Source organism: Mycobacterium sp. UM_Kg1, from assembly GCF_000972925.1.
Lineage (GTDB): Bacteria > Actinomycetota > Actinomycetes > Mycobacteriales > Mycobacteriaceae > Mycobacterium > Mycobacterium hiberniae.
Map to the genome: position 1 here is coordinate 1 of NZ_JRMK01000077.1, position 20,714 is coordinate 20,714.

The following is a 20,714-nucleotide window of genomic DNA, read 5'->3' on the forward strand; positions in this document are numbered from 1 at the left end:
TTCCAGCTCAGCTACTCCACGCAGATGGCCGACGGCCAGGGCGTCTTCGCCGCCGGTGCGCAGACCAACATCGCTGTGCCGGCCGTCATCTACCCGAACGGCTACGAGGTCAATGTCACCGGCGGCCAGGTTGTCTCGGCGCCCAACGCCACCGTGCTGGTCATCGCCTCCGACCCCGGAGCCACCACCATCAACGTCACGGTCACCCGGGTCGGGGCATAACCGCTGCGCCAGACCCGACCCGGGGGCCTCGCTACGCAGTCGGGTCGATGAGAATCTTCGCGTGGTCGTCGGGACTGGCCAGCGCCTCGAACGCCCCGTCGACCTCGGCCAGCGAAACCGTCGCGGTGATCAGCGGTGTCGGGTCTATCTTCTTCTTGGCGAGCATTCTGACGGTCTGGCGGAACTCAATGGGGGTGTATCCCAGGACGAAACGGATGTCGAGTTCTTTGTTGATCGCCATCGCGAGCCGCAGCCGGTCCTCGCCCATGCACACCCCGGCGACGACGATGCGCGACATGATCGGTGCGGAGGTGATCACCGAATTCAGGACTCCGGGGACGCCGACGCATTCGAAGATCACCGGGGCTTTGGGGCCAACCCCCACAGATTCGAGCGCCCTCCAGGTCTGCCACAGCGGGATCGGCAGGGTGTTCGCCGCTTCGGTGGCGCGTAGCAGCAGGCGCATCGCGGCTACTGAGCTGGTGAAGTACCCGGGCCGTTTCTCGACGTAGTCGATGGGAGATTCGGTCGCCGGATCGACGACGATGTCGGCCCCGCATTTCTTGGCCAACGCGCGTCGTGCCGCGCTGTAGTCGCTGGCGATCACCGTGCGAACACCCCGCGCCTTGAGCATCAGCACGACCGCGAGCCCGATGGGGCCCGCGCCGATGACGACGGCGATCTGGCCTCGCCGGATCTTTGACCGCCGCACGGTGTGCAGTCCGACCGCCATCGGCTCGGTCAGCGCGGCGATGTCGGTGCTGAGTTCGTCGGGGACGGGCACCATCAAGGATTCTTCGACGAGCAGTTCCTCGGCGTAGCCGCCCGGCGCGGACGCCGAAAGCCCGATCGGATGTATGCCCTCGCCCGCGCGCCGCAACGGAAAGGCCACGACGCGGCTTCCGATCGGAGCCCGCTTCTTGCACCGTGGACCGTATTCGAGGATCTCGCCGCAGAACTCGTGCCCGAACACGGTGTGCTCGGTCGAGCGCATCGCCTCCAGGTACCCCATGTCGGCGGCCACGTCGGCCAGATCGTCGCTGTGGTGGCGTGCGTGCAGGTCAGAACCGCAGATGCCGCACCGAAGCACCTTCAGGCGGACTTGACCGCGGCCCGGACGCGGTGTGGGAAGTTCGGAAACCGACAAAGTGCCGTCGTGGCAAACAACTGCTTTCACGGTGTATCCAGCCTGTCTCGGGTTTGTCGATGTCGGAGAGTCTAGGGCGGTCAGCTCTGCCGGGCGGACCCGGCAGCGGCGATGTCCGGGCTGGCCGGCCGGTCATTGCCGGACGCGTGAGCGGTGGCGAACCGGTAGTCGTCCAGTGGGAATCTCTTGGCGCGGCGAGCGGTATTCCAGGTCGTGGTGGGCCGGATGGGGACATCGCCATGCTTGTCGAAGTAGTAGCTGTTCGCCGCGCCGCAGCCCTTCTGCCAAAAGATCTGACGGTAACGGCGAGACAGCATGGCTTCGAAAAAGCGGGAATTGGCCTCGGGTTTGACCTCGACGAGCGTGCTGGCGGTGGCTCGCGCGTGGGTTAAGCAGCGCACGATATGGCCGGCCTGCGCTTCGATGAGGTTGAAATACGAGGAGCCGTTATAGCCATAGGGCCCGTATACGGAGAAGTGGTTGGGGAAACCGGGAACGCTGACTCCCTCGTAGGCCTGCAGTCTGTTCGCATCCCACCAGTCGGCCAACCGTTGTCCGGAGTTGCCGATCAGCTCGTAGGTCGGATTCGCATCGGGCTCTGCGATTTTGAAACCGGTGGCCAGGATGAGGACATCCAATTCGTGGGTCGCACCGTCGGCCGTGACGACACCGCGCTCATCGATGTGGGAGATGGCTCTGGTCTCCAGGTGCACGTTTTCTCTGTTGTAGGCCGCGTAGTAGCTGTTGTGGAAACTCGGGCGTTTGCAGCCCAGCGTGTAGGTGGGCAGCAGCTTTTCGCGTAGCGCGGGATCTTTCACCTGGCTGTACAGATAGAGCTTCGCCTGCTGCTGCGCCAGCTTTCCGACCGGGAAAAACTTGTGATAGTGGGCCACGATGGGGAAGGTGATCTCGACGAATGCCTCACTGGCGACCCGTAGCGCAAGTTCCAGGGCGGGGATCTTGCCGATCAGGGTCTGCACGGCACCGGGAATCTTGAGGTCCAGTTTCGGCATGCACCAGATGGGGGTGCGCTGGAACACCGTCAGGTGCCGGGTTCGCGGGGCAATGGCGGGGATGATCTGGACGGCGGAGGCCCCCGTTCCGATGATTCCCACCCGGGCGTCGGAGAAGTCGACCGAGTCATCCCAGCGGGCGCTGTGCATGACCGATCCGGCGAAGAGTTCGATGCCCTCGATGTCGGGCATCTTGGGCGTTGTCAGCGCCCCGGACGCGTTGATGACGAAGCGAGCACTGATTTCGCCATGCTGTTGGGTGCTCAGGCGCCACAGCGCATGGGCTTCGTCGAACCGGGCTGACCGCACGCTGGTGTTCAGCCGCAGCCGGCCGCGAAGGCCGTACTTGTCGACACAGTGATTGGCGTAGTCGGCCAGTTCGGCGCCGTTGGCATAGCTGCGCGACCAAGTGGCCCGCTTCTCGAACGAGAACTGATAGCTGTACGACGGGATGTCGACCGCCACTCCGGGGTAGCGGTTCCAATGCCAGGTGCCACCCACCCCATCCCCGTCGTCGAGGATCACGAAATCGTCGAACCCGGCCTCGATGAGCTTGATCGCCGATCCGATACCGGAGAAGCCCGCGCCGATGATCACGATCTCGTGGTCGGGGATCGCGCGTCGATCAGGCCCGGCGCCGGGCGCGTCGCTGTCCGGCGCTGACAAGGCGTGATTGCTTGTGGCCATGGGTTCCTCGCTGTGTCGGCTCGGGAACGACGCACGACCGGCGCGCGGCCCCGTAACACCAAAGTGCAACAGTGTGTCGCATTTAGGTGCTCGAAGTCTGGCACGCGTCGATTACGCTGTCAACCATGGCGCGTGGGGCTTCGTCGGTCGACACGAGCCGGATGCGATCCGATGTGATCGAGAACCGGCAACGAATCCTGGAGGCGGCCACTGCCGTCCTCGCAGGCGACCCGAACGCCTCGATGCAGGAGATCGCCGACGCCGCGGCGCTCAACCGAGGCACCCTCTACCGGCACTTCCCGAAGCGGGAGCAACTGGTGGTCGCCATCCATGCGGCGGCGGTGACGAATATGCGCGAGCTCTACCTGTCACTGCCGAAGTCCGGTCCGGTGCTGCCGAGTCTCATAGAACTGGTGGGTCCCGCCGTCGAAGTCGCCAGTCGCTACCGGGTGCTGATTTTGGCTCCTATCGCCGATCCCAGCCGGTTGGTCGCCGAGGCGCAGTCGATGGAGGTGCTCGCCGCCGCGGTGCACCGTGCGCAGCGGGCCGGCGAAGTCGACCGGCGGATATCGCCGATCTTCGCGGCGACCACCTTCGGCAGCCAGGTCCTTGCCGCCGCCACCTTGATCGCCCGCGGCGGTGTTGCCCCTGCCGACGCGATTGCGCAAACCCGGCTCGCCTTGCGCAAAGCGCTCACGGCCGCGCCGGAGACCAACGATTGAGTGAAGCCGGGCATACCGGTGGCGGTGAACGTCGCCACGCCCGGCTCGCCGATCAACGCAGCAGGGTCGCCACGATGCCGGCCAGATAGCCCAGCCGGACCACCTCGGCGGGCAGAAACGCCGGCCCCCCGGTGCGGCCCAAGACCACCGCGGTGTTCGGGCTGCCCAGCGGTGCCGCCGCCAAAGCGACATCCATCTCCCGCCACACCGCAGGCACCCAGGCGGCGGTGTTGTCCAACGCGGTGGCGCGCTCGATCGGCAACCACGGCACCGTGCCGACGTCGGTCTCCGGGGTTCCACGGCTGCCCGCGAGCCGGCGGAACGCCCCATCGGGTCCCTCGCTGCGCAGTACGGTGCACCAGCTCACCCGAAGCACCCGAGGCGCTTCGTCGGCCAGCTTCTGCAATTTGGCGCTGCGGTCCCCGGCCGCGGCGACGTGATCGATGAGTTCGAGTTCGCGGTGCGCGTCCAGCAGTCCGGTATGCGGACGGACGCTGTGCACCCGCACCCCGGGCAGCCGCTCGGCGGCGGTGATCAGCACGTCGGGCATCGAACCCTGCGGCAGCTCGACCACCAGGTCGTCGATTGCCGAGCCGCTGCCGCGTTCCACGACGTCCAGCGACAAGATGTCGGCACCCACCGAGCCCAGCCCCACGGCCAGCGAACCCAGGCTGCCCGGGCGGTCGTCGAGTTCGACTCGCAGCAGATAGGAAGGCATGGGCAACTTTCCCACAGCGCCCGCCGCCCCGTGGAGAGTGAGGCTGAGGTCACGCTCGCTACCCCCGCTGGCTTCACGCTCGACGCGAGCGGACGACTAGGCTTTGCACCCGTGTCCCAGATCTCTCGTGACGACGTAGCCCACCTGGCCCGGTTGGCCCGGCTGGCACTGACCGACGCCGAGTTGGATGGCTTCGCAGGCCAGCTCGACGCCATCCTGACCCATGTCAGCACAATCCAGTCAGTCGACGTCACCGGCGTCGAGGCGACCGACAACCCGCTCAAAGCCGTCAACGTCACCCGGCCCGACGAGATCGTGCCCTGCCTGACTCAAGAGCAGGCCCTGGCGGCCGCCCCCCGAGCCGAGGACGGCCGCTTCGCTGTCCCGCAGATCCTGGGGGAGAGCCAGTGAGCGAGCTGATCCGGTCCGACGCGGCCACACTGGCGGCCCAGATCGCCGCGCGCGAGGTGTCCTCGGTGGAGGTCACCCGTGCCCACCTCGAGCAGATCGAGGCGACCGACGGCCGATACCGGGCGTTCCTGCACGTGGGCGCCGACGCGGCGCTGGCCGCGGCGGAGGCCGCCGACAAGGCCATCGCCGCCGGCGAAGCGCCCTCGGCACTGGCCGGTGTGCCACTTGCGCTCAAGGACGTGTTCACGACCGTCGACGCGCCCACCACCTGCGGATCCAAGATCCTGGAAGGGTGGCGGGCCCCCTACGACGCCACGGTCACCGCCAAGCTCCGGGCAGCGGGCATCCCGATCCTGGGCAAGACCAACATGGACGAGTTCGCCATGGGCTCATCGACGGAGAATTCCGCCTTCGGGCCGACCCGCAATCCGTGGGATGTCGAACGGGTTCCGGGCGGCTCCGGCGGGGGGAGTGCCGCGGCCTTGGCGGCCTTCCAGGCGCCGCTGGCCATCGGCACCGACACCGGCGGCTCGATCCGTCAGCCCGCCGCGCTGACCGCCACGGTCGGCGTCAAGCCCACCTACGGCACGGTGAGTCGCTACGGACTGGTCGCCTGCGCGTCGTCGCTGGACCAGGGCGGACCGTGCGCCCGCACGGTCCTCGACACCGCGCTGCTGCACTCGGTGATCGCCGGGCATGACCCGCGCGACTCCACCTCGCTGGATGTGCCGGTACCGGACGTGGTCGGCGCCGCACGCGCCGGCGCCGACGGCGATCTGTCGGGCGTGCGCATCGGAGTGGTGCGCCAGTTGCACAGCGGGGAGGGCTACCAGCCGGGCGTGTTGGCGTCGTTCAACGCCGCCGTCGATCAGTTGAAAGCGTTGGGCGCACAGATCTCTGAGGTGGACTGCCCGCACTTCGACTACTCGCTGAGCGCCTACTACCTGATCCTGCCGTCGGAGGTGTCGTCCAACTTGGCCCGCTTCGATGCGATGCGCTTCGGGCTGCGGGTCGGCGACGACGGCACCCGCAGTGCCGAAGAGGTGATGGCGCAGACCCGCGCGGCCGGCTTCGGTCCTGAGGTCAAGCGCCGCATCATGCTCGGCACCTACGCGCTGTCGGCGGGCTACTACGACGCCTACTACAACCAGGCGCAGAAGGTGCGCACGCTGATCGCCCGCGACCTCGACGAGGCGTACAAGTCGGTGGACGTGCTGATCTCGCCGACGACGCCGACCACCGCGTTCCGGCTGGGGGAGAAGGTCGACGACCCGCTGGCGATGTACCTGTTCGACTTGTGCACGCTGCCGCTGAACCTGGCCGGGCACTGCGGCATGTCGGTGCCGTCCGGGCTTTCCGGCGACGACGGGCTGCCGGTGGGCCTGCAGATCATGGCGCCGGCGCTGGCCGACGACCGTCTCTACCGGGTGGGTGCGGCCTACGAAGCCGCCCGCGGGACACTGGCGTCGCCCATCTGACCTCGTCAACTCCGCCCGCGAGCAGACGCAGAATCGCATCCAGGAGACGCTCGCTGTGCGATTCTGCGTCTGCTCGGCGTGGAAAAGTCCGAGTGGAGCTCGCCCTAACCGCAGTGTCGCGGTGAGCGACCCGGCAAGATGGACTCATGCGGATCGGAGTCCTCACCGGCGGCGGTGACTGCCCCGGATTGAACGCGGTGATCAGGGCGGTGGTGCGCACCTGCGACTCGCGCTACGGCTCGACGGTGGTCGGGTTTCAGGACGGCTGGCGGGGACTGCTGGAGAACCGGCGCGTCCAGTTGGCCAACGACGACCGCAATGACCGCTTGCTCGCCAAGGGCGGGACCATGCTCGGCACAGCCCGGGTGAATCCGGACAAGCTGCGCGCCGGCCTGGATCAGGTGAAGCAGACTCTCGACGACAACGGCATCGACGTGCTCATTCCCATCGGGGGTGAGGGCACTTTGACTGCGGCGCACTGGCTGTCGCAGGAGAACGTGCCGGTGGTGGGGGTGCCCAAGACCATCGACAACGACATCGACTGCACGGATGTCACCTTCGGCCACGACACCGCATTGCAGGTCGCCACCGACGCGATCGATCGGCTGCACTCCACCGCGGAATCTCACCAGCGAGTGATGCTGGTCGAGGTGATGGGCCGCCACGCCGGCTGGATCGCACTCAACGCGGGCTTGGCCACCGGGGCGCACATGACGCTGATCCCCGAGCAGCCCTTCGATGTCGAAGAGGTGTGCCGGTTGGTCAAGCAGCGCTTCCAGCATGGTTCCTCGCATTTCATCTGTGTTGTCGCCGAAGGCGCCAAACCCGCAGCCGGTTCGATGGAGCTGCGGGCGGGCGGCGTCGACGAGTTCGGTCACGAGAGATTCACCGGTGTCGCCGCCCAGTTGGCCGTCGAAATCGAAAGGCGCGTCAAGAAGGAAGTCCGGACCACCGTGTTGGGTCATGTTCAGCGCGGTGGCACCCCGACCGCCTATGACCGGGTGCTCGCGACCCGGTTCGGCGTCAATGCCGCAGATGCGGCTCATGCCGGCGAATACGGCATGATGGTGTCGCTGCGGGGCCAGGAGATCGGCCGGGTGGCGTTGGCCGACGCGGTGCGACAGCTCAAGGTGGTGCCGCAGAGCCGCTACGACGACGCGGCGGCTTTCTTCGGCTAAGGCCGGCGCAGGTGACAGCATCACCTGTGTTGCCGCACAATGGTGAGGTTGTGGCTTGTGTTGCCGGACGGTCTATGGCTGGGGGTGGGGTATGGGAAAGTTAGCGCTGTCTGCCGCGGTGCTGTGCGGGCTGCCGATGGGGCTGGTCTTGTCCGCTCCGGCCTATGCCACCGGTGACCTGATCAGCGATTACGTCACCGATCACGGCCGCGATGTCTGCGCGCTCATCCAGGACCAGCCGAGTCTGGTCGGTGTCCGCAACGCGGTGGGGCACATTCTGGCCACCAGTGGTCTGCCCGCCGACCAGACCGGTCGGCTGCTCGCCGGGTCGGTGATGGCCGATTGTCCCGAAGACGGGCTGCTGGTCCAGGAATTCGTCCTTTACGAGAAGCGCCGGCAGTACGGCAGCGGCGGTGTCGGGGCGATCGGATCCTGATTCACGTGGTCGGTGCCGCCGGCGGTCACAGGTCACCCGGATCGTCGGGTACGTCGACGGCGTAGTCGGCCAGTATCTCCAGGCTCACCACTTCCAGGGTGCGTTCATGGGTGGCGGCGAGCACCACCGGAGCGGCACAGCCGTCGCGGTGGGCCCGCAGCCAGTTCGGCGCGGTCACACACCAGCGATCGCCGGGCGTCAGGCCCGGAAACCGGTAAGCCGGGACCGGAGTGGACAGATCGTTGCCGATCGAGCGCTGATGTTCCAAGAACTCGCCGGTGACGACGGCGCAAATGGTGTGCAGCCCAATGTCCTCCGGGCCCGAGGAACAACAGCCGTCGCGGTAGAAGCCGGTGATCGGGTCGCTGCCGCACGGCTCCAGCGGGCCGCCGAGTACGTTGCGGTCGGGCATGGGGGACAGTCTAGGGCGGCGTCGCCTACCGTGAGGTATGACCGAGCGGAACCGGGAGCGGTTGTGGGCCGGTATCGACGACATCTACCGGCGGATCTGCGAGCACCCCTTCGTCACCGGGTTGACCGAAGGTTCCTTGGAGCCGAGCAGGTTTCGCCACTACCTCGTCCAGGACAGGCACTACCTGCACAGCTATGCGCGGGCTTTGGCGGCCTGCGCGGCCAAAGCGCCGAACGAGTCGGAGCTGGCGATGTTCGCCGAGCACGCCGGCGCGGTGTTGGCCGAAGCCGAGCTGCATGCGGGACTGCTCGCCGAACTCGGACTCGACATCGAGACCGCTGCCGTGCTGCCGGTCGCTCCCACCACCCGGGCCTACGCCAGCTACCTGTTGGCCGTCACCGCGTCGGGTTCCTATGCCGAGGCCGTCGCCGCCGTGCTGCCCTGCTACTGGATCTACGCCCGGGTGGGTGAGCACCTACAGCATCACGGGTCCCCGGAGCCGCTCTTCCAGCGATGGATCGACGCCTACGCGGGTCAGGACTTCGCGGCGGTGGTCGAAGTGGTGCTGGCCGTCGCCGACCGGATCGGCGCGCAGGCGCAGGGTCCGGAGTGGAACCTGATGTGCGAGCATCTGCGGACCGCCGCGCGCTATGAATGGATGTTCTTCGACGCCGCGTACCGCATGGAGGACTGGCCGGTGTGACCGAGGCGGGCCGACCGGGTCACCTAGACTTTGCGCCATGACCGCTGCTGTCGCCGAACTGCTCGACTACGCCGACGTCATTTCCCGCTTCGACCCGGTTCTCGGCCTGGAAGTGCACGTCGAGCTGTCCACGGCCACCAAGATGTTCTGCGGATGCTCGACAGCCTTCGGTGCCGAACCCAACACCCAGGTGTGTCCGGTGTGTCTCGGGCTGCCCGGGTCGCTGCCGGTGCTCAACGGCGCCGCCGTCGAATCGGCGATCCGGATCGGGCTGGCGCTCAACTGCGAAATCGCGTCGTGGTGCCGGTTCGCCCGGAAGAACTACTTCTATCCCGACCAGCCGAAGAACTACCAGATCTCCCAGTACGACGAGCCGATCGCCTTCAACGGCTACCTCGACGTGCCGCTCGAGGACGGTTCGGTGTGGCGAGTGGACATCGAGCGCGCGCACATGGAGGAAGACACCGGCAAGCTCACCCATGTGGGCAGCGACACCGGACGCATCGAGGGCGCCAGCGAATCGCTGGTCGACTACAACCGGGCCGGGGTGCCGCTGATCGAGATCGTCACCAAACCGATCGTCGGCGCCGGTGAGCGCGCCCCGCAGATCGCCCGGGCCTACGTGACCGCGCTGCGGGATCTGCTGCGCTCCTTGGACGTCTCCGATGTGCGGATGGACCAGGGTTCCATGCGCTGCGACGCGAACGTGTCGCTCAAGCCCAGCGGCGCAGCTGAATTCGGTACCCGGACCGAGACCAAGAACGTCAATTCGCTCAAGAGTGTCGAGGTGGCGGTGAGCTACGAGATGCGGCGCCAGGGCGCGGTGCTCTCCGCCGGCGGCACGGTGGTCCAGGAGACCCGGCATTTCCACGAGGCCGGCTACACCAGTCCCGGCCGGGCCAAGGAGACCGCGGAGGACTACCGGTACTTCCCTGAGCCGGACCTGGAACCGGTCGCGCCGTCGGCCGAGTTGGTCGCGCAACTGCGCGACACCATCCCCGAGTTGCCGTGGCTGTCGCGCCGGCGAATCCAGGAACAGTGGGGCGTCTCCGATGAGGTGATGCGCGACCTGGTCAACGCGGGTGCGGTGGAGCTGGTCGCTGCCACCGTCGCGGCCGGCGCATCCAGTGAGGCGGCCCGGGCGTGGTGGGGAAACTTCCTGGTGCAGAAGGCCAACGAAGCCGGAGTCGAGCTCGACGCTCTGGGCATCACGCCCAAGCAGGTCGCCGATGTGGTGGCACTGGTGGATTCGGGTGAGCTGTCCAACAAGCTGGCCCGGCAGGTGGTGGAGGGGGTGCTCGCCGGTGAGGGCGAGCCCGCTCAGGTGATGGCTGACCGGGGCCTGGTCGTGGTGCGTGACGACTCGGTGATCCAGGCCGCCATTGACGAGGCTCTGGCCGCCAATCCCGATGTGGCCGAGAAGATCCGGGGCGGCAAGGTGCAGGCCGCCGGTGCCATCGTCGGCGCGGTGATGAAGGCCACCAAAGGCCAAGCCGATGCGGCGCGGGTGCGCGAACTGGTGCTGGCTGCCTGCGGGTGAGCCCCGCTGCGTCCCTGCCGGTCGCGGCGCCGCCGCGAATCTACGGCAGGGCGCGAACGGGCCGGCTGGCCCAGCGACCCAACACGAACTTCAGCCATCGAACATCGATCAACATCGCCTGCCATCCCTTCGTTCGACGGTTTTGCTGCGGTCTCTCGACCCGACTCCCAACGTAGACCGGACTTTTAAGGGGCTCGGGCGGAGTCAGTAATACTTCTGTGAGAACCGGCGGATGCCACAGTGGCCCCCTCCGCGTGGAGGGGGCCACTGGGTGGTGGGCGGTCGCTGTCGACCTAGAACAGGCTTGCCAGGATGTCGCTGCTCCCGTCCCAGCCGAGGGCTTCGGCGATGGCCTGACTCATCGCGACCATGGAGGCGATCGGGCCCACCCCGAGGCCGGGCAGGTCGAACAGCAGTTCCGGGTCGCCCAGTGCGTCTGTGGTGCTGCCCATGCCGATGGCGTCGAAGATCGAGCCGGCCGGGCTGAGCAGCCCGCCCAGGTTCACGCTCAGAGCCGTGACTTCGGTGGGCAGGTCCAGAATGGTCAAGGTGGGCAACGCGATCCCCAGCTGATCCAGGATCGGCATCAGGTCGACCGCCCCGTAGCCGTTGAGGTAGGCATCGACGAGGTTGGCGGGCATACCGATCAGAGAGTCGAACGCCGCACCCCAGTCGGGGCTGCCGGAGGACAACGATTCCCAGATGTTGCCGAGGTCGTCGTTGAACTGCAGCACCGGACTGAGCATGGTGGAGACCTGGCCGATCAGGATGCCGCTCAGCGGGGACGCCGCGAATTCCAGCACCGAACCCAACACGGGTGCCATGTCCTCGTCCAAGCCGAGGGAGGTGGCTATGCCGGGAAGGATGCTCGGGTCGGTGAGGAGCGAGAAGAGGGCCGCGTGGGTCATGAACGATCCGATCATCCCGGGGCCGGTGACCACATCGTCGAGCGATGCGTACAGGGTGTCGGTGGCGCCGCCCGCGGGCAGGAACGGGCCGAACAGTGCGCCGGCGGCGGCAGGCGTCTCGCCGTCAGCGGGTGTGCCGAACAGAGCACCCAGATGGGTCTGGATCTCCTGCGCGATGTCCCCGAAGCTCCTCGAACCGTCGAAGACGCCCTGGACATAGCCGATCTGGTTGGCCAGAACCTGCTGCAGGGCCGGGAACGGAACGGCAGAGAAGTGGTTCCAGATCGCCGTGGCGTTGGCTTCGGCGGTCTGCCACACGTCATCCCAGCCGGCTGTCAGCTGCACGGCGAGCGATTGCGGGCCGGTCAGCGCGGGCACGGGCGCGGCAACGGGACCCCGAGGCGATGGCTCCGGCGCTGAGGAGCGCGACGCCGGTGACGGTCCAGGGGCGGGCGGCAGCGTGCTGCATTGGTCTCTTAAGTACGTATTTGCAGTGGTCAGGACGGTTCCGAGGAAACTTACCTGAAAGTAACGTAGAGAAACCTAATTCACTTTATGTGGTTTGGTCAAGGGGGTCCGAGTGTGTTGCCAGAAAGACCGAGGGCCCCCTTCCCGTCGGGAAGGGGGCCCTCGTGTTGGCCGATAGGGCGTGCTATGCCGGCAAGGCTTCGCCGCCGTCGAACCAGTCCAGGATCGGGAAGCTCAGGTCGGCGAGCGGGTTGGTTCCGCCCTCCCAGCCGATTGCTCCGGCGATGATTTGCGGCAGGGCCACCAGCGAACCGAGCGGGCCGACGGGATTGCCCACGATGTCGAGCCCGATGACGTTGAGGCTCAGGGCGTTCCACAGAGAGCCGCCGATGAAGAGGTTCTCGCCCGAGTCGACAGTCTCCGCGACGTCGGCGCCGATCGGCAAGATGGTCTGGCCGGGGGTCAGCAGCCCGCCCAGCGACAGGCCCAGCGCATCGATCGTGATGCCCTCGGGCAGAATGCCCGCGTCGGCGATCAGCGGGATCAGGAAGCTGAGGTCGAGTTCGGTGCCGTTGAAGACCGAACCGATCACCCGGGCCGGCAGGTCGAAGAGGTCCTGCAGCGCCGCGGACGGGTCTTCGCCCAGGTCGGCGACGATGTCACCGACGACGTTGCCGAACTCCACCAGCGGGCTCAGCACCGGACCGAGCGCGCCGATCAGGGCGCCGGTCAGCGGCGAGGCGAGGAAGTGCAGGGCCTCGGTGACGATCGCGAGGGTCTCCGGGTCCATGTCGCCGCCCATGATGTCCGGGAACGCCAGGGCCATGAGGCTGTGCATGGCGTCGTTGGCCTGCGCCAGCGGCGCCAGGGTGCTCCAGTCCTCAAGGCTGAACTCCGCCCCGAGCAGGGTGGTGTTGGTGAACACGTTTTCGATGTTGTCGCCGATGGCGGAGAACACGTCGAAGATGCTGCCCGGGTTGTTGAGGATCTCGCCGAGGTAGTCGAACTGGTTGACCACGATCTGCTGCAGGACGGCGCCCGGAGCCAGGAAGTAGGTGTCGGCCAGTGCCTCGGCGTTGGCGGACGAGGTGTTGAACACGTCGATCCAGGCGCCGAACGGGTCGAATGCGGTCAGCTGCACGTCCGGCAGGTGCACATCCGCCGCGGTGTGCGGTGCGACTGGTGCTACGGCGATCAGGCCTGCGCCGACTACGGCAATCCCGGACGTGATCCAGGGGCGTGTGGTTAATGACTGCACTGTGCGATTCTCCTTTTAGTTAGCACTCGACACCGCTTCGAGGAAGCTACCATAACTTAGCGAATGCTGAGACGTCTTCATTTGCGTCAAAAATTTTTTGCGGCCAGCCTCGGAACATGCCGGCGTGCGATTCTCACGGCGCGAGCCCGGCTCCGTGAGTGGCGGGAGGGTTGTTACCGGCGAGTACGCTTTAGCCTGCGGCGAGAACGGCCAGGCGCCGCGGGGTTGCGATTACCGGGCGGCGGCATCCAGTCAACGGGTGGCCGAGGCGGCGCGCAGTCCCAACTGGCCGACAAAGCTAAGGCTAAGCTGAGGCTGCATAGGAAATCGAAGGGCTGAAGGGCCCTTAACATCGTCGCAGGTGGTGTACCGAAATTCGGCGCCGAGCTCACACGGTGAGCGGGCGGAGGCCGCTAATCCTTGTCGTCGTTGGCGCGGGGGAAGCCGCCGCCGGACGGGAACAGCGGGAAGACCACGTCGTCGAGTTTCTCGGCGTCTCCGGCGGTCTTGTTCACCGTCGCGCCCCACACGTTGCCGTCCGGTGACATCTTCACGGCCCAGACGTGCCCGTGGGTGTCCTGGCGCATGACCTCCGGTTCGCTGGTGACCGACCCGGTGCCGGCAGCCAGTCGGACCGCCACCGTCTGCTTGGTGTTGATCAGGTTGACCAGCACCACGCCGTCCATGGCTGCACAGCCCGCGACGCCGGGCTTGTCGGGCCACGTCCACACCGTCGAGACCCGCGAGTCTTTGGTGATGCGTTGCAGGCGGTCGCCGCTGGGCGACCGGTCAGTCACGTACAGCGAGCCGTCGACGGGGTCGATGCACAGTCCGCCGCCGGCACCCATGCCGCTCAGGGCAGTGGTCGGCGGTGCCTGGCCGATGGTCGTGGGCTGCTCGATGCGCAGAACCTTGCCGGCGGTCGAGCCGGGATCGGCGGCCGCAGCCGGGGTGCCCGCATCCCCGGTCAGCACCACCAGCGTGGTGGGGCTGGTGAAGATCAGGGCGCCGGTGTTGCCGGTCGGGCCCTTGGGGATTCCGGTCAAGATGTCCTTGGGGACGTCGCCGTCGGCGATCCGGATCACCCGGTTGTCGGTGGGCGTGCTGATGTAGGCGTACATCAGCCGGTCCTGGGTGTAGGTCGGTGACAACACGATGTCCATCAACCCGCCGTCGCCGGCAGGATCGACGCCGATCACGGTCTTCACCTTGGGTTCGGCGGTCAACGACACTTCCTTGACGGCGCCGGTGGTCCGTTCGGCGACCAGTGCCGATTTGCTGTCGCCGTGCATGATCAAGCCGCTGGTGCTCTCCAGGCAGCCCTGCATCACCCCGGGTGCCGGGCACTGTTTGGGGAACGGGTTGGCCGGTAGCGGTGGTGGCGGCGGGGGAGTCGTGGAGGGTGCCATTCCCCGACGCGGCACGGTGGTGAACGGCTGCGACTGGGCGTCGTCGAAGTGCGCACAACCGGTCAGCACCAGCAATGCCACGCCCAGCAAAACAGGCACTCGGCGAACAGCCCCGCGCATCTGCATGCCCGTCAGGTTACGGACACCGGGTCCGATCTCGCCACGATGCCCACCGCAGGGCGGCGCCCGGGCCGGATTCGATTCGCTAACGAACCCGGTCAAATCCCCAATCCCGCCGAGCTTGCCCTTACTCTTGCAGGGTGACCAGTCATGGTGAGGGCTCACACTGGCGTCGCCCGGGTGAGACTGCCGACGCAGGCAAAGGACGTCCCAAGTCGGCACGTCTGGTAGATCCGGAGGACGACATGCCATCGCCGACGTATACCGGTGATTTCGAGACCACCGCCATCCCGGCCTATGACCCCTCCGGCGTCCGCCCTCTGGCGGGGGGCTACCACCCGTTGCCCTATGCGGCGCCGCCGGTCAACCCCGGCCGTGTCGGAGTGTCCATCGGCCCGGATGGCGACGCGGACGAGCCGTTCCGGGCGGTGGACCGGCGTGGTACCCAGGATCTGGGCCTGTTGGTGCTGCGGGTGGGCCTGGGTGTGCTGCTGGTGGCCCACGGGCTGCGCAAACTGTTCGGCTGGTGGGGTGGTCAGGGCCTGAGCGGGTTCAAGAATTCCATCGCTGAAGCCGGCTATCAGCACGCCGACATCCTGACCTATGCGGCGGGCGGCGGCCAGATCGCCGCCGGCCTGCTGCTGGTGCTCGGACTGTTCACCCCGGTCGCCGCGGCCGGGGCGCTGGCCTACTTCCTCAACGCCGTTCTCGCCGGCGTCTCATCGAACGGCGAGGGCCGGTTCGGACTCTTTCTGCCCGACGGCCACGAATTCCACCTGCTGCTGATCGTGGTGGCGGTGGCGATCGTGCTGGCCGGGCCGGGCCGGTACGGGCTCGACGGCGACCGCGGCTGGGCGCGGCGGCCCTTCATCGGGTCTGTGGTGGCGCTCGTGCTGGGGGTCGCCGGCGGGGTCGCGATGTGGGTGTTCCTCAACGGGGCCAACCCGCTCGGCTGACCGAACCGGCTGCTCAGCGGTAGGGGTTCGGCACCCGGCCGCCGCTGGCTTGGCTCAACAGCGGCAGAGTGGCGAAACTTACCGCGGGCAGCCGCAGCACCTCTCCGTCGCGCAGATGTGCCCGCGCCCACGATCCCCGGGTGAAGCCCAGACCGTCGACGGCGTCCCAGTCCACCGTGCGGCTGCCGAGCAGGGTCCGCACGCTGAGCCGCTGCGCGTCGGCCACGGTCCGCCACCGGACGATCAACGCCGAGGCCACCACGGGCAGCGCCAACAGCGGGGCGGTGAAGGGCCAGGTCAACACGGGGATCAGCAGCCCCAGAGTCAGGAAACCGACGGCGAAGTGCGCCATCGGCGAAATGCGGATCACCAGGGGCGCCGCGTCGGGTGATGCAGAGGTCACCACCGCATGATGTCACCGTCGGCAGGGTTGATGCGGTGGGGTGGTAGCAGTCACTCCGATGAAAAAATATTGACTACTTATTTTATCTGTCGCATTATTGGTCGCATGCCGCCGACCAAGCCCCGCCGTACCCAAGCGGAGCGTACTGCCGAGACCCGGCGCGCGCTGCTGGACGCGACGCTCGAGGCGCTGGTGGACGTCGGTTTCAAAGCGACCACCACCACCGAGGTTGCCCGCCGTGCCGGTGTTTCGGTAGGGGCATTGCAGGGGCATTTCCCCACCAAGGTGGGACTGCTGACCGCTGCCGTCGAGTTCGCGCTGAACCGCCGCATCGAAGAGTTCGAGGTGCTGATGGCCGGCCTGGGCTCGTCCGCGGACAAGCTCGACGCGGCGATCGACCTGTTGTGGTCGATGTATTGCGGTCCGACGTTCACCGCGTCCTATGAGCTGTGGGTCGCGGCCCGCACCGATCCCGACCTGGCGCCCGCGGTGATCGAAACCGATCGGCAGTTCGCGCAGGCCTGCGACCGGATATACACCGAACTGCTCGACTCGGCCGACACCGCCGAAGCCAATACCGAGCAGTCGCGGGTCGGGCCGCAGATGACCTTCGCGCTGATGAACGGCCTGGCGATGTCCCGGTCCATCGCCGGCTACGAGGCGCTGCCCGCCGCCGACATCCTCGACGCCTTCAAACGGCTGGTTCGACCGCTGGTGACCGGCGCCGCAGACCCACTAGAAGAGAGCGAGCCATGACCGCCAACGACAACCGCGCGCCGGCGGTACAGCCGCGTCGCATCCGGTTCAACTACCCGGTGGCGGCCCTGGACCGCCACTTCGTTCAGGGCGACCTGGTGATGAGCCACGTGATCGCGCATCTGTCGGCGGTGTTCCCCGCGGGTGAGGACTTCTTCATTCGTTCGGTGCGCCGCTACGCCGACCAGATCACCGACCCCGACCTCAAAGAACAGGTCAAGGGGTTCATCGGTCAGGAAGTGACCCACGGTCGCGAGCACCGCGCACTCAATGAGCGGCTGCACGAGATGGGTTACCCGACCCGCAAGGTCGACCGGCTCGTCGAACGCCGCCAAAAGGCCATCGAACAACGGTTCTCGCCGCTGACCTGCCTGGCCATCACCGCCGCACTGGAACATTTCACCGCCGTCTTCGCCGAGACCTTGCTCTCGGACGAGAAGGCGCAGGCCGTGCTGGGCACCAGCGAAGTGCGATCCATGCTGCTGTGGCACGCCATCGAAGAATCCGAGCACCGCGCGGTGGCCTTCGACGTCTACCGCGCGGTCGGGGGTGATGAGATCCGGCGCATCCGCACGATGCGGGTCATTCGGTTCAGTTTCCCCCTCGCCGTTCTGGTGAACACCCTGATCTCGCTCTTCGGCGACCGGGCCGCCTACAACCCGGTCCGGCTTGTCCGCAGCTTCGCCGCCCTGCGGCATTCGCCGTTTCTGACCCGTACCGTCTTTCGCCGGCTGGGCGAATATCTGCGCCCCGGTTTCCATCCCGACGACCATGACAACAGCGCGCTGCTGCAGCACTGGGAGGCGGAGCTGTTCGGCGAGCAGGGATCGCTGGTCGACCACCTGAGCTGAGCGGCTGCTCATTTGACGGACGCTCGGTCCAGGGGCTACCGTCGTCTGCTATGGACAACGGCATGCTCGTAGTAGCCCACTGCGCGTTGGTTGTTGCCTGACTTCCAACCACCGACGCGCAACCCTCGTGCAGCAGCTGAGCTGGCGGGGGTTTTTTGTTGCCACCAGTTCTACAGCCCAGAGGAATTGAAGAGGAAACCGTGAGCGCACCCACCAGCCGATCGGCGGAGCGGTCGGCACCGTCGCCCGCCGCAAACGGAGCGTCGGCTTCAGACGCAGCGTCAGGCAAGGCCAAAACGCCCGGTAGGCGAGTGGCGCCCGAGCAGATGACCGGTGCCCAGTCGGTCATCCGATCGCTGGAAGAACTTGACGTGGACGTCATCTTCGGCATCCCCGGCGGCGCGGTTCTGCCGGTCTACGATCCGCTGTTCGACTCGAAGAAGCTGCGCCACGTGCTGGTCCGCCACGAGCAGGGTGCCGGTCACGCCGCCAGCGGCTACGCGCACGCCACCGGGCGGGTGGGCGTCATGATGGCCACCTCGGGGCCGGGGGCCACCAACCTGGTCACCCCGCTGGCCGACGCCCAGATGGACTCCATCCCGGTGGTCGCCATCACCGGCCAGGTCGGGCGCCAACTGATCGGCACCGACGCCTTCCAGGAGGCCGACATCTCCGGCATCACGATGCCGATCACCAAGCACAACTTCCTGGTCCGCAACGGCGACGACATCCCCCGGGTGATCGCCGAGGCGTTCTACATCGCCGCCTCGGGGCGTCCCGGCGCGGTGCTGGTCGACATCCCCAAAGACCTGCTCCAAGGCCAGTGCACGTTCGCCTGGCCGCCGCGGCTGGATCTGCCCGGTTACAAGCCCACCACCAAGCCGCACAGCCGGCAGGTCCGCGAGGCCGCCAAGCTGATCGCCGCGGCGCGCCGGCCCGTGCTGTACGTGGGCGGCGGGGTCATCCGCGGTGACGCCTGCCAGGAGCTGGCCGAACTGGCCGAGCTGACCGGCATCCCCGTGGTCACCACCTTGATGGCGCGCGGCGCCTTCCCGGACAGTCACCGCCAGCACCTGGGCATGCCCGGCATGCACGGCACGGTGGCGGCGGTGGCCGGGCTGCAGCGCTCGGATCTGCTGATCACCCTGGGAGCCCGCTTCGACGACCGCGTCACCGGCCAGCTGGACTCGTTCGCCCCGGACGCCAAGGTGATTCACGCCGACATCGACCCCGCCGAGATCGGCAAGAACCGCCACGCCGACGTTCCGATCGTCGGTGACGTCAAAGCAGTCATCACCGAACTGCTCGAGGTGCTTCGTCGTGAGAAGCTCGCGCTGGACCTGTCCGACTGGTGGAGCTACCTCGACGAGGTGCGCTCGACATACCCGCTGAGCTACGGGCCGCAGAGCGACGGCAGCCTGTCGCCGGAATACGTGATCGAGACGCTGGGCCGCATCGCCGGACCCGACGCGCTCTACGTCGCCGGCGTCGGCCAGCACCAGATGTGGGCCGCGCAGTTCGTGCAGTACGAGAAGCCGCGCACCTGGCTCAACTCCGGCGGCCTGGGAACCATGGGCTTTGCCATCCCCGCGGCGATGGGCGCCCAGATGGGCCGCCCCGATGCCGAGGTCTGGGCCATCGACGGCGACGGCTGTTTCCAGATGACCAATCAGGAACTTGCCACCTGTGCCATCGAAGGTCTGCCGATCAAGGTGGCGCTGATCAACAACGGCAATCTGGGCATGGTGCGGCAGTGGCAGACACTGTTCTACGAGGAGCGCTACTCCCAGACCGATCTGGCCACCCACTCACGGCGCATCCCCGACTTCGTGATGTTGGCTGAGGCGCTCGGCTGCGTCGGGCTGCGCTGCGAGCGTGAGGAAGACGTCGAAGACGTCATCAAGGCGGCGCGGGCGGTCACCGACCGGCCGGTGGTGATCGACTTCATCGTCGGAGCCGACGCCCAGGTGTGGCCCATGGTGGCTGCCGGCACCAGCAACGACGAGATCCAGGCCGCACGCGGCATCCGGCCGCTGTTCGATGACCAGAACAACGAGGGGCACGCGTGATGGCAACAGGATGGAAGACCCACACGCTCTCGGTGCTCGTCGAGGACAAACCCGGCGTCCTGGCCCGGGTGGCGGCGCTGTTCTCCCGGCGCGGCTTCAACATCGAGTCGCTGGCGGTCGGCGCTACCGAGACCAAGAACATGTCGCGGATGACCATCGTCGTCTCGGTGGAGGACACTCCGCTGGAGCAGATCACCAAGCAGCTCAACAAGCTGATCAACGTCATCAAGATCGTCGAGCAGGAGGAGGACAACTCCGTCTCCCGCGAGATCGCCCTGATCAAAGTCCGTGCCGACGCCAGCACTCGCGGACAGATCGTCGAGGCGGTGAACCTATTCCGTGCCAGGGTGATCGACGTGTCTCCGGAGTCGTTGATCGTCGAGGCCACCGGAACGCCGGCGAAGTTCGATGCGCTGCTGCGCGTGCTCGAGCCCTACGGCATTCGGGAGATCGTCCAGTCAGGTCTCGTATCGTTGTCTCGCGGTCCGCGCGGCATCGGCGCGGCCAAATAGCCCCAGCGAAGACATAGTTCCCCAACCAAGATAGTAAGGAAGCAACACAGTGGCAGTTGAGATGTTCTACGACGACGACGCCGACCTGTCGATCATCCAGGGCCGCAAGGTCGGCGTGATCGGCTACGGCAGCCAGGGGCACGCGCACTCGCTGAGCCTGCGCGACTCCGGCGTGCAGGTGAAGGTGGGCCTCAAGGAGGGCTCCAAGTCGCGCGAGAAGGCCACCGAGCAGGGCCTCGAGGTTGACACTCCCGCCGAGGTGGCCAAGTGGGCGGACGTGATCATGCTGCTCGCGCCCGACACCGCTCAGGCAGAGATCTTCGCCAACGACATCGAG

The 20,714-nt window shown here is 67.1% G+C and carries 21 protein-coding genes and 1 pseudogene; 14 read left to right on the top strand and 8 right to left on the bottom strand.

The features are described 5' to 3' along the window. Window positions 1-222 (top strand): annotated as a pseudogene (locus LI92_RS23770) (cellulase family glycosylhydrolase); the annotation flags it as partial. 31 nt (window positions 223-253) lie between these two features. Here LI92_RS23770 and LI92_RS13035 read toward each other — a convergent pair. Together LI92_RS13035 and LI92_RS13040 are read right to left on the bottom strand one after the other, a co-directional pair. Next, entirely contained in the window at window positions 254-1,399 is a 1,146-nt protein-coding gene (locus tag LI92_RS13035; protein ID WP_046319491.1) for a zinc-binding dehydrogenase, read from the bottom strand. A gap of 50 nt (window positions 1,400-1,449) precedes the next feature. Further along, window positions 1,450-3,069, bottom strand: a complete 1,620-nt coding sequence (locus LI92_RS13040) for a flavin-containing monooxygenase (RefSeq protein WP_082109700.1) — start codon at window positions 3,067-3,069, stop codon at window positions 1,450-1,452. A 125-nt stretch (window positions 3,070-3,194) separates the two neighbouring features. On the opposite strand from LI92_RS13040, the gene LI92_RS13045 reads away from it, so the two are divergent. Then, entirely contained in the window at window positions 3,195-3,791 is a 597-nt protein-coding gene (locus tag LI92_RS13045) for a TetR/AcrR family transcriptional regulator (protein WP_046319493.1), read from the top strand. A 52-nt stretch (window positions 3,792-3,843) separates the two neighbouring features. Here LI92_RS13045 and LI92_RS13050 read toward each other — a convergent pair whose 3' ends face one another. After that, window positions 3,844-4,509, bottom strand: coding sequence for an ACT domain-containing protein (locus LI92_RS13050; protein ID WP_046319494.1), 666 nt, complete (start codon window positions 4,507-4,509; stop codon window positions 3,844-3,846). Window positions 4,510-4,620: 111 nt separating this feature from the next. Here LI92_RS13050 and gatC point away from each other — a divergent pair, with 111 nt between their 5' ends. The 4 genes from gatC to LI92_RS13070 all read left to right on the top strand — a co-directional run bounded on the left by gatC (window position 4,621) and on the right by LI92_RS13070 (window position 8,012). After that, window positions 4,621-4,920: an Asp-tRNA(Asn)/Glu-tRNA(Gln) amidotransferase subunit GatC gene (gene gatC, locus LI92_RS13055; RefSeq protein WP_046319516.1), complete on the top strand. Its 300-nt coding sequence runs from the start codon at window positions 4,621-4,623 to the stop codon at window positions 4,918-4,920. Next, on the top strand, window positions 4,917-6,398 hold the full coding sequence (gatA, locus tag LI92_RS13060; RefSeq protein WP_046319495.1) for an Asp-tRNA(Asn)/Glu-tRNA(Gln) amidotransferase subunit GatA: 1,482 nt from the start codon (window positions 4,917-4,919) through the stop codon (window positions 6,396-6,398). The genes gatC and gatA overlap by 4 nt, the downstream gene beginning before the upstream one ends. A gap of 146 nt (window positions 6,399-6,544) precedes the next feature. Beyond that, window positions 6,545-7,576, top strand: coding sequence for an ATP-dependent 6-phosphofructokinase (locus LI92_RS13065; protein WP_046319496.1), 1,032 nt, complete (start codon window positions 6,545-6,547; stop codon window positions 7,574-7,576). A gap of 91 nt (window positions 7,577-7,667) precedes the next feature. Further along, complete coding sequence (locus LI92_RS13070) at window positions 7,668-8,012, top strand: hypothetical protein (RefSeq protein ID WP_046319497.1); 345 nt, start codon at window positions 7,668-7,670, stop codon at window positions 8,010-8,012. Between the two features lie 25 nt (window positions 8,013-8,037). Here the strand turns inward: LI92_RS13070 and LI92_RS13075 are convergent, their stop codons facing one another. Next, the gene (locus LI92_RS13075) at window positions 8,038-8,424 is read right to left on the bottom strand and encodes a DUF2237 family protein (RefSeq protein WP_046319499.1); all 387 of its coding nucleotides are present in this window, start codon (window positions 8,422-8,424) and stop codon (window positions 8,038-8,040) included. A gap of 37 nt (window positions 8,425-8,461) precedes the next feature. Here LI92_RS13075 and tenA point away from each other — a divergent pair, with 37 nt between their 5' ends. After that, window positions 8,462-9,127, top strand: coding sequence for a thiaminase II (tenA, locus tag LI92_RS13080; protein WP_046319501.1), 666 nt, complete (start codon window positions 8,462-8,464; stop codon window positions 9,125-9,127). Between the two features lie 37 nt (window positions 9,128-9,164). Continuing rightward, the gene (gatB, locus tag LI92_RS13085; RefSeq protein ID WP_046319502.1) at window positions 9,165-10,667 is read left to right on the top strand and encodes an Asp-tRNA(Asn)/Glu-tRNA(Gln) amidotransferase subunit GatB; all 1,503 of its coding nucleotides are present in this window, start codon (window positions 9,165-9,167) and stop codon (window positions 10,665-10,667) included. A 293-nt stretch (window positions 10,668-10,960) separates the two neighbouring features. Here the strand turns inward: gatB and gjpA (LI92_RS13090) are convergent, their stop codons facing one another. The 3 genes from gjpA (LI92_RS13090) to LI92_RS13100 form a co-directional block, all read right to left on the bottom strand. Beyond that, on the bottom strand, window positions 10,961-12,076 hold the full coding sequence (gene gjpA / locus LI92_RS13090; protein ID WP_152665461.1) for an outer membrane porin GjpA: 1,116 nt from the start codon (window positions 12,074-12,076) through the stop codon (window positions 10,961-10,963). 151 nt (window positions 12,077-12,227) lie between these two features. After that, on the bottom strand, window positions 12,228-13,301 hold the full coding sequence (gene gjpA, locus LI92_RS13095) for an outer membrane porin GjpA (protein ID WP_152665462.1): 1,074 nt from the start codon (window positions 13,299-13,301) through the stop codon (window positions 12,228-12,230). A gap of 413 nt (window positions 13,302-13,714) precedes the next feature. Further along, entirely contained in the window at window positions 13,715-14,836 is a 1,122-nt protein-coding gene (locus LI92_RS13100; protein ID WP_082109701.1) for a PQQ-dependent sugar dehydrogenase, read from the bottom strand. 134 nt (window positions 14,837-14,970) lie between these two features. Here LI92_RS13100 and LI92_RS13105 point away from each other — a divergent pair, with 134 nt between their 5' ends. Beyond that, complete coding sequence (locus tag LI92_RS13105) at window positions 14,971-15,786, top strand: DoxX family protein (RefSeq protein ID WP_046319506.1); 816 nt, start codon at window positions 14,971-14,973, stop codon at window positions 15,784-15,786. Window positions 15,787-15,799: 13 nt separating this feature from the next. On the opposite strand, the gene LI92_RS13110 is transcribed toward LI92_RS13105, so the two are convergent. Next, the gene (locus tag LI92_RS13110; protein ID WP_046319518.1) at window positions 15,800-16,138 is read right to left on the bottom strand and encodes a PH domain-containing protein; all 339 of its coding nucleotides are present in this window, start codon (window positions 16,136-16,138) and stop codon (window positions 15,800-15,802) included. A gap of 156 nt (window positions 16,139-16,294) precedes the next feature. On the opposite strand from LI92_RS13110, the gene LI92_RS13115 reads away from it, so the two are divergent. The 5 genes from LI92_RS13115 to LI92_RS13135 form a co-directional block, all read left to right on the top strand. Next, the gene (locus LI92_RS13115; RefSeq protein ID WP_046319507.1) at window positions 16,295-16,945 is read left to right on the top strand and encodes a TetR/AcrR family transcriptional regulator; all 651 of its coding nucleotides are present in this window, start codon (window positions 16,295-16,297) and stop codon (window positions 16,943-16,945) included. Beyond that, window positions 16,942-17,796: a metal-dependent hydrolase gene (locus LI92_RS13120; protein ID WP_046319509.1), complete on the top strand. Its 855-nt coding sequence runs from the start codon at window positions 16,942-16,944 to the stop codon at window positions 17,794-17,796. The genes LI92_RS13115 and LI92_RS13120 overlap by 4 nt, the downstream gene beginning before the upstream one ends. Before the next feature lie 200 nt (window positions 17,797-17,996). Further along, window positions 17,997-19,865 (top strand): acetolactate synthase large subunit, encoded by a 1,869-nt coding sequence (locus LI92_RS13125; RefSeq protein ID WP_046319510.1) that lies wholly within the window; start codon window positions 17,997-17,999, stop codon window positions 19,863-19,865. Continuing rightward, window positions 19,865-20,377: an acetolactate synthase small subunit gene (gene ilvN / locus LI92_RS13130; RefSeq protein ID WP_046319511.1), complete on the top strand. Its 513-nt coding sequence runs from the start codon at window positions 19,865-19,867 to the stop codon at window positions 20,375-20,377. The genes LI92_RS13125 and ilvN overlap by 1 nt, the downstream gene beginning before the upstream one ends. Before the next feature lie 61 nt (window positions 20,378-20,438). After that, window positions 20,439-20,714: NAD(P)-dependent oxidoreductase (locus LI92_RS13135; RefSeq protein WP_046319512.1), on the top strand; the 276-nt coding region annotated here is incomplete at its 3' end.

Bases quoted from the DNA above. Each gene is read 5' to 3' on its own strand.
- LI92_RS13040 (WP_082109700.1), bottom strand. From the start codon at position 3,069: ATGGCCACAAGCAATCACGCCTTGTCAGCGCCGGACAGCGACGCGCCC.
- LI92_RS13045 (WP_046319493.1), top strand. From the start codon at position 3,195: ATGGCGCGTGGGGCTTCGTCGGTCGACACGAGCCGGATGCGATCCGAT.
- LI92_RS13050 (WP_046319494.1), bottom strand. From the start codon at position 4,509: ATGCCTTCCTATCTGCTGCGAGTCGAACTCGACGACCGCCCGGGCAGC.
- LI92_RS13065 (WP_046319496.1), top strand. From the start codon at position 6,545: ATGCGGATCGGAGTCCTCACCGGCGGCGGTGACTGCCCCGGATTGAAC.
- LI92_RS13070 (WP_046319497.1), top strand. From the start codon at position 7,668: ATGGGAAAGTTAGCGCTGTCTGCCGCGGTGCTGTGCGGGCTGCCGATG.
- LI92_RS13075 (WP_046319499.1), bottom strand. From the start codon at position 8,424: ATGCCCGACCGCAACGTACTCGGCGGCCCGCTGGAGCCGTGCGGCAGC.
- tenA (WP_046319501.1), top strand. From the start codon at position 8,462: ATGACCGAGCGGAACCGGGAGCGGTTGTGGGCCGGTATCGACGACATC.
- gatB (WP_046319502.1), top strand. From the start codon at position 9,165: ATGACCGCTGCTGTCGCCGAACTGCTCGACTACGCCGACGTCATTTCC.
- LI92_RS13100 (WP_082109701.1), bottom strand. From the start codon at position 14,836: ATGCAGATGCGCGGGGCTGTTCGCCGAGTGCCTGTTTTGCTGGGCGTG.
- LI92_RS13110 (WP_046319518.1), bottom strand. From the start codon at position 16,138: ATGGCGCACTTCGCCGTCGGTTTCCTGACTCTGGGGCTGCTGATCCCC.
- LI92_RS13115 (WP_046319507.1), top strand. From the start codon at position 16,295: ATGCCGCCGACCAAGCCCCGCCGTACCCAAGCGGAGCGTACTGCCGAG.
- LI92_RS13120 (WP_046319509.1), top strand. From the start codon at position 16,942: ATGACCGCCAACGACAACCGCGCGCCGGCGGTACAGCCGCGTCGCATC.
- ilvN (WP_046319511.1), top strand. From the start codon at position 19,865: ATGGCAACAGGATGGAAGACCCACACGCTCTCGGTGCTCGTCGAGGAC.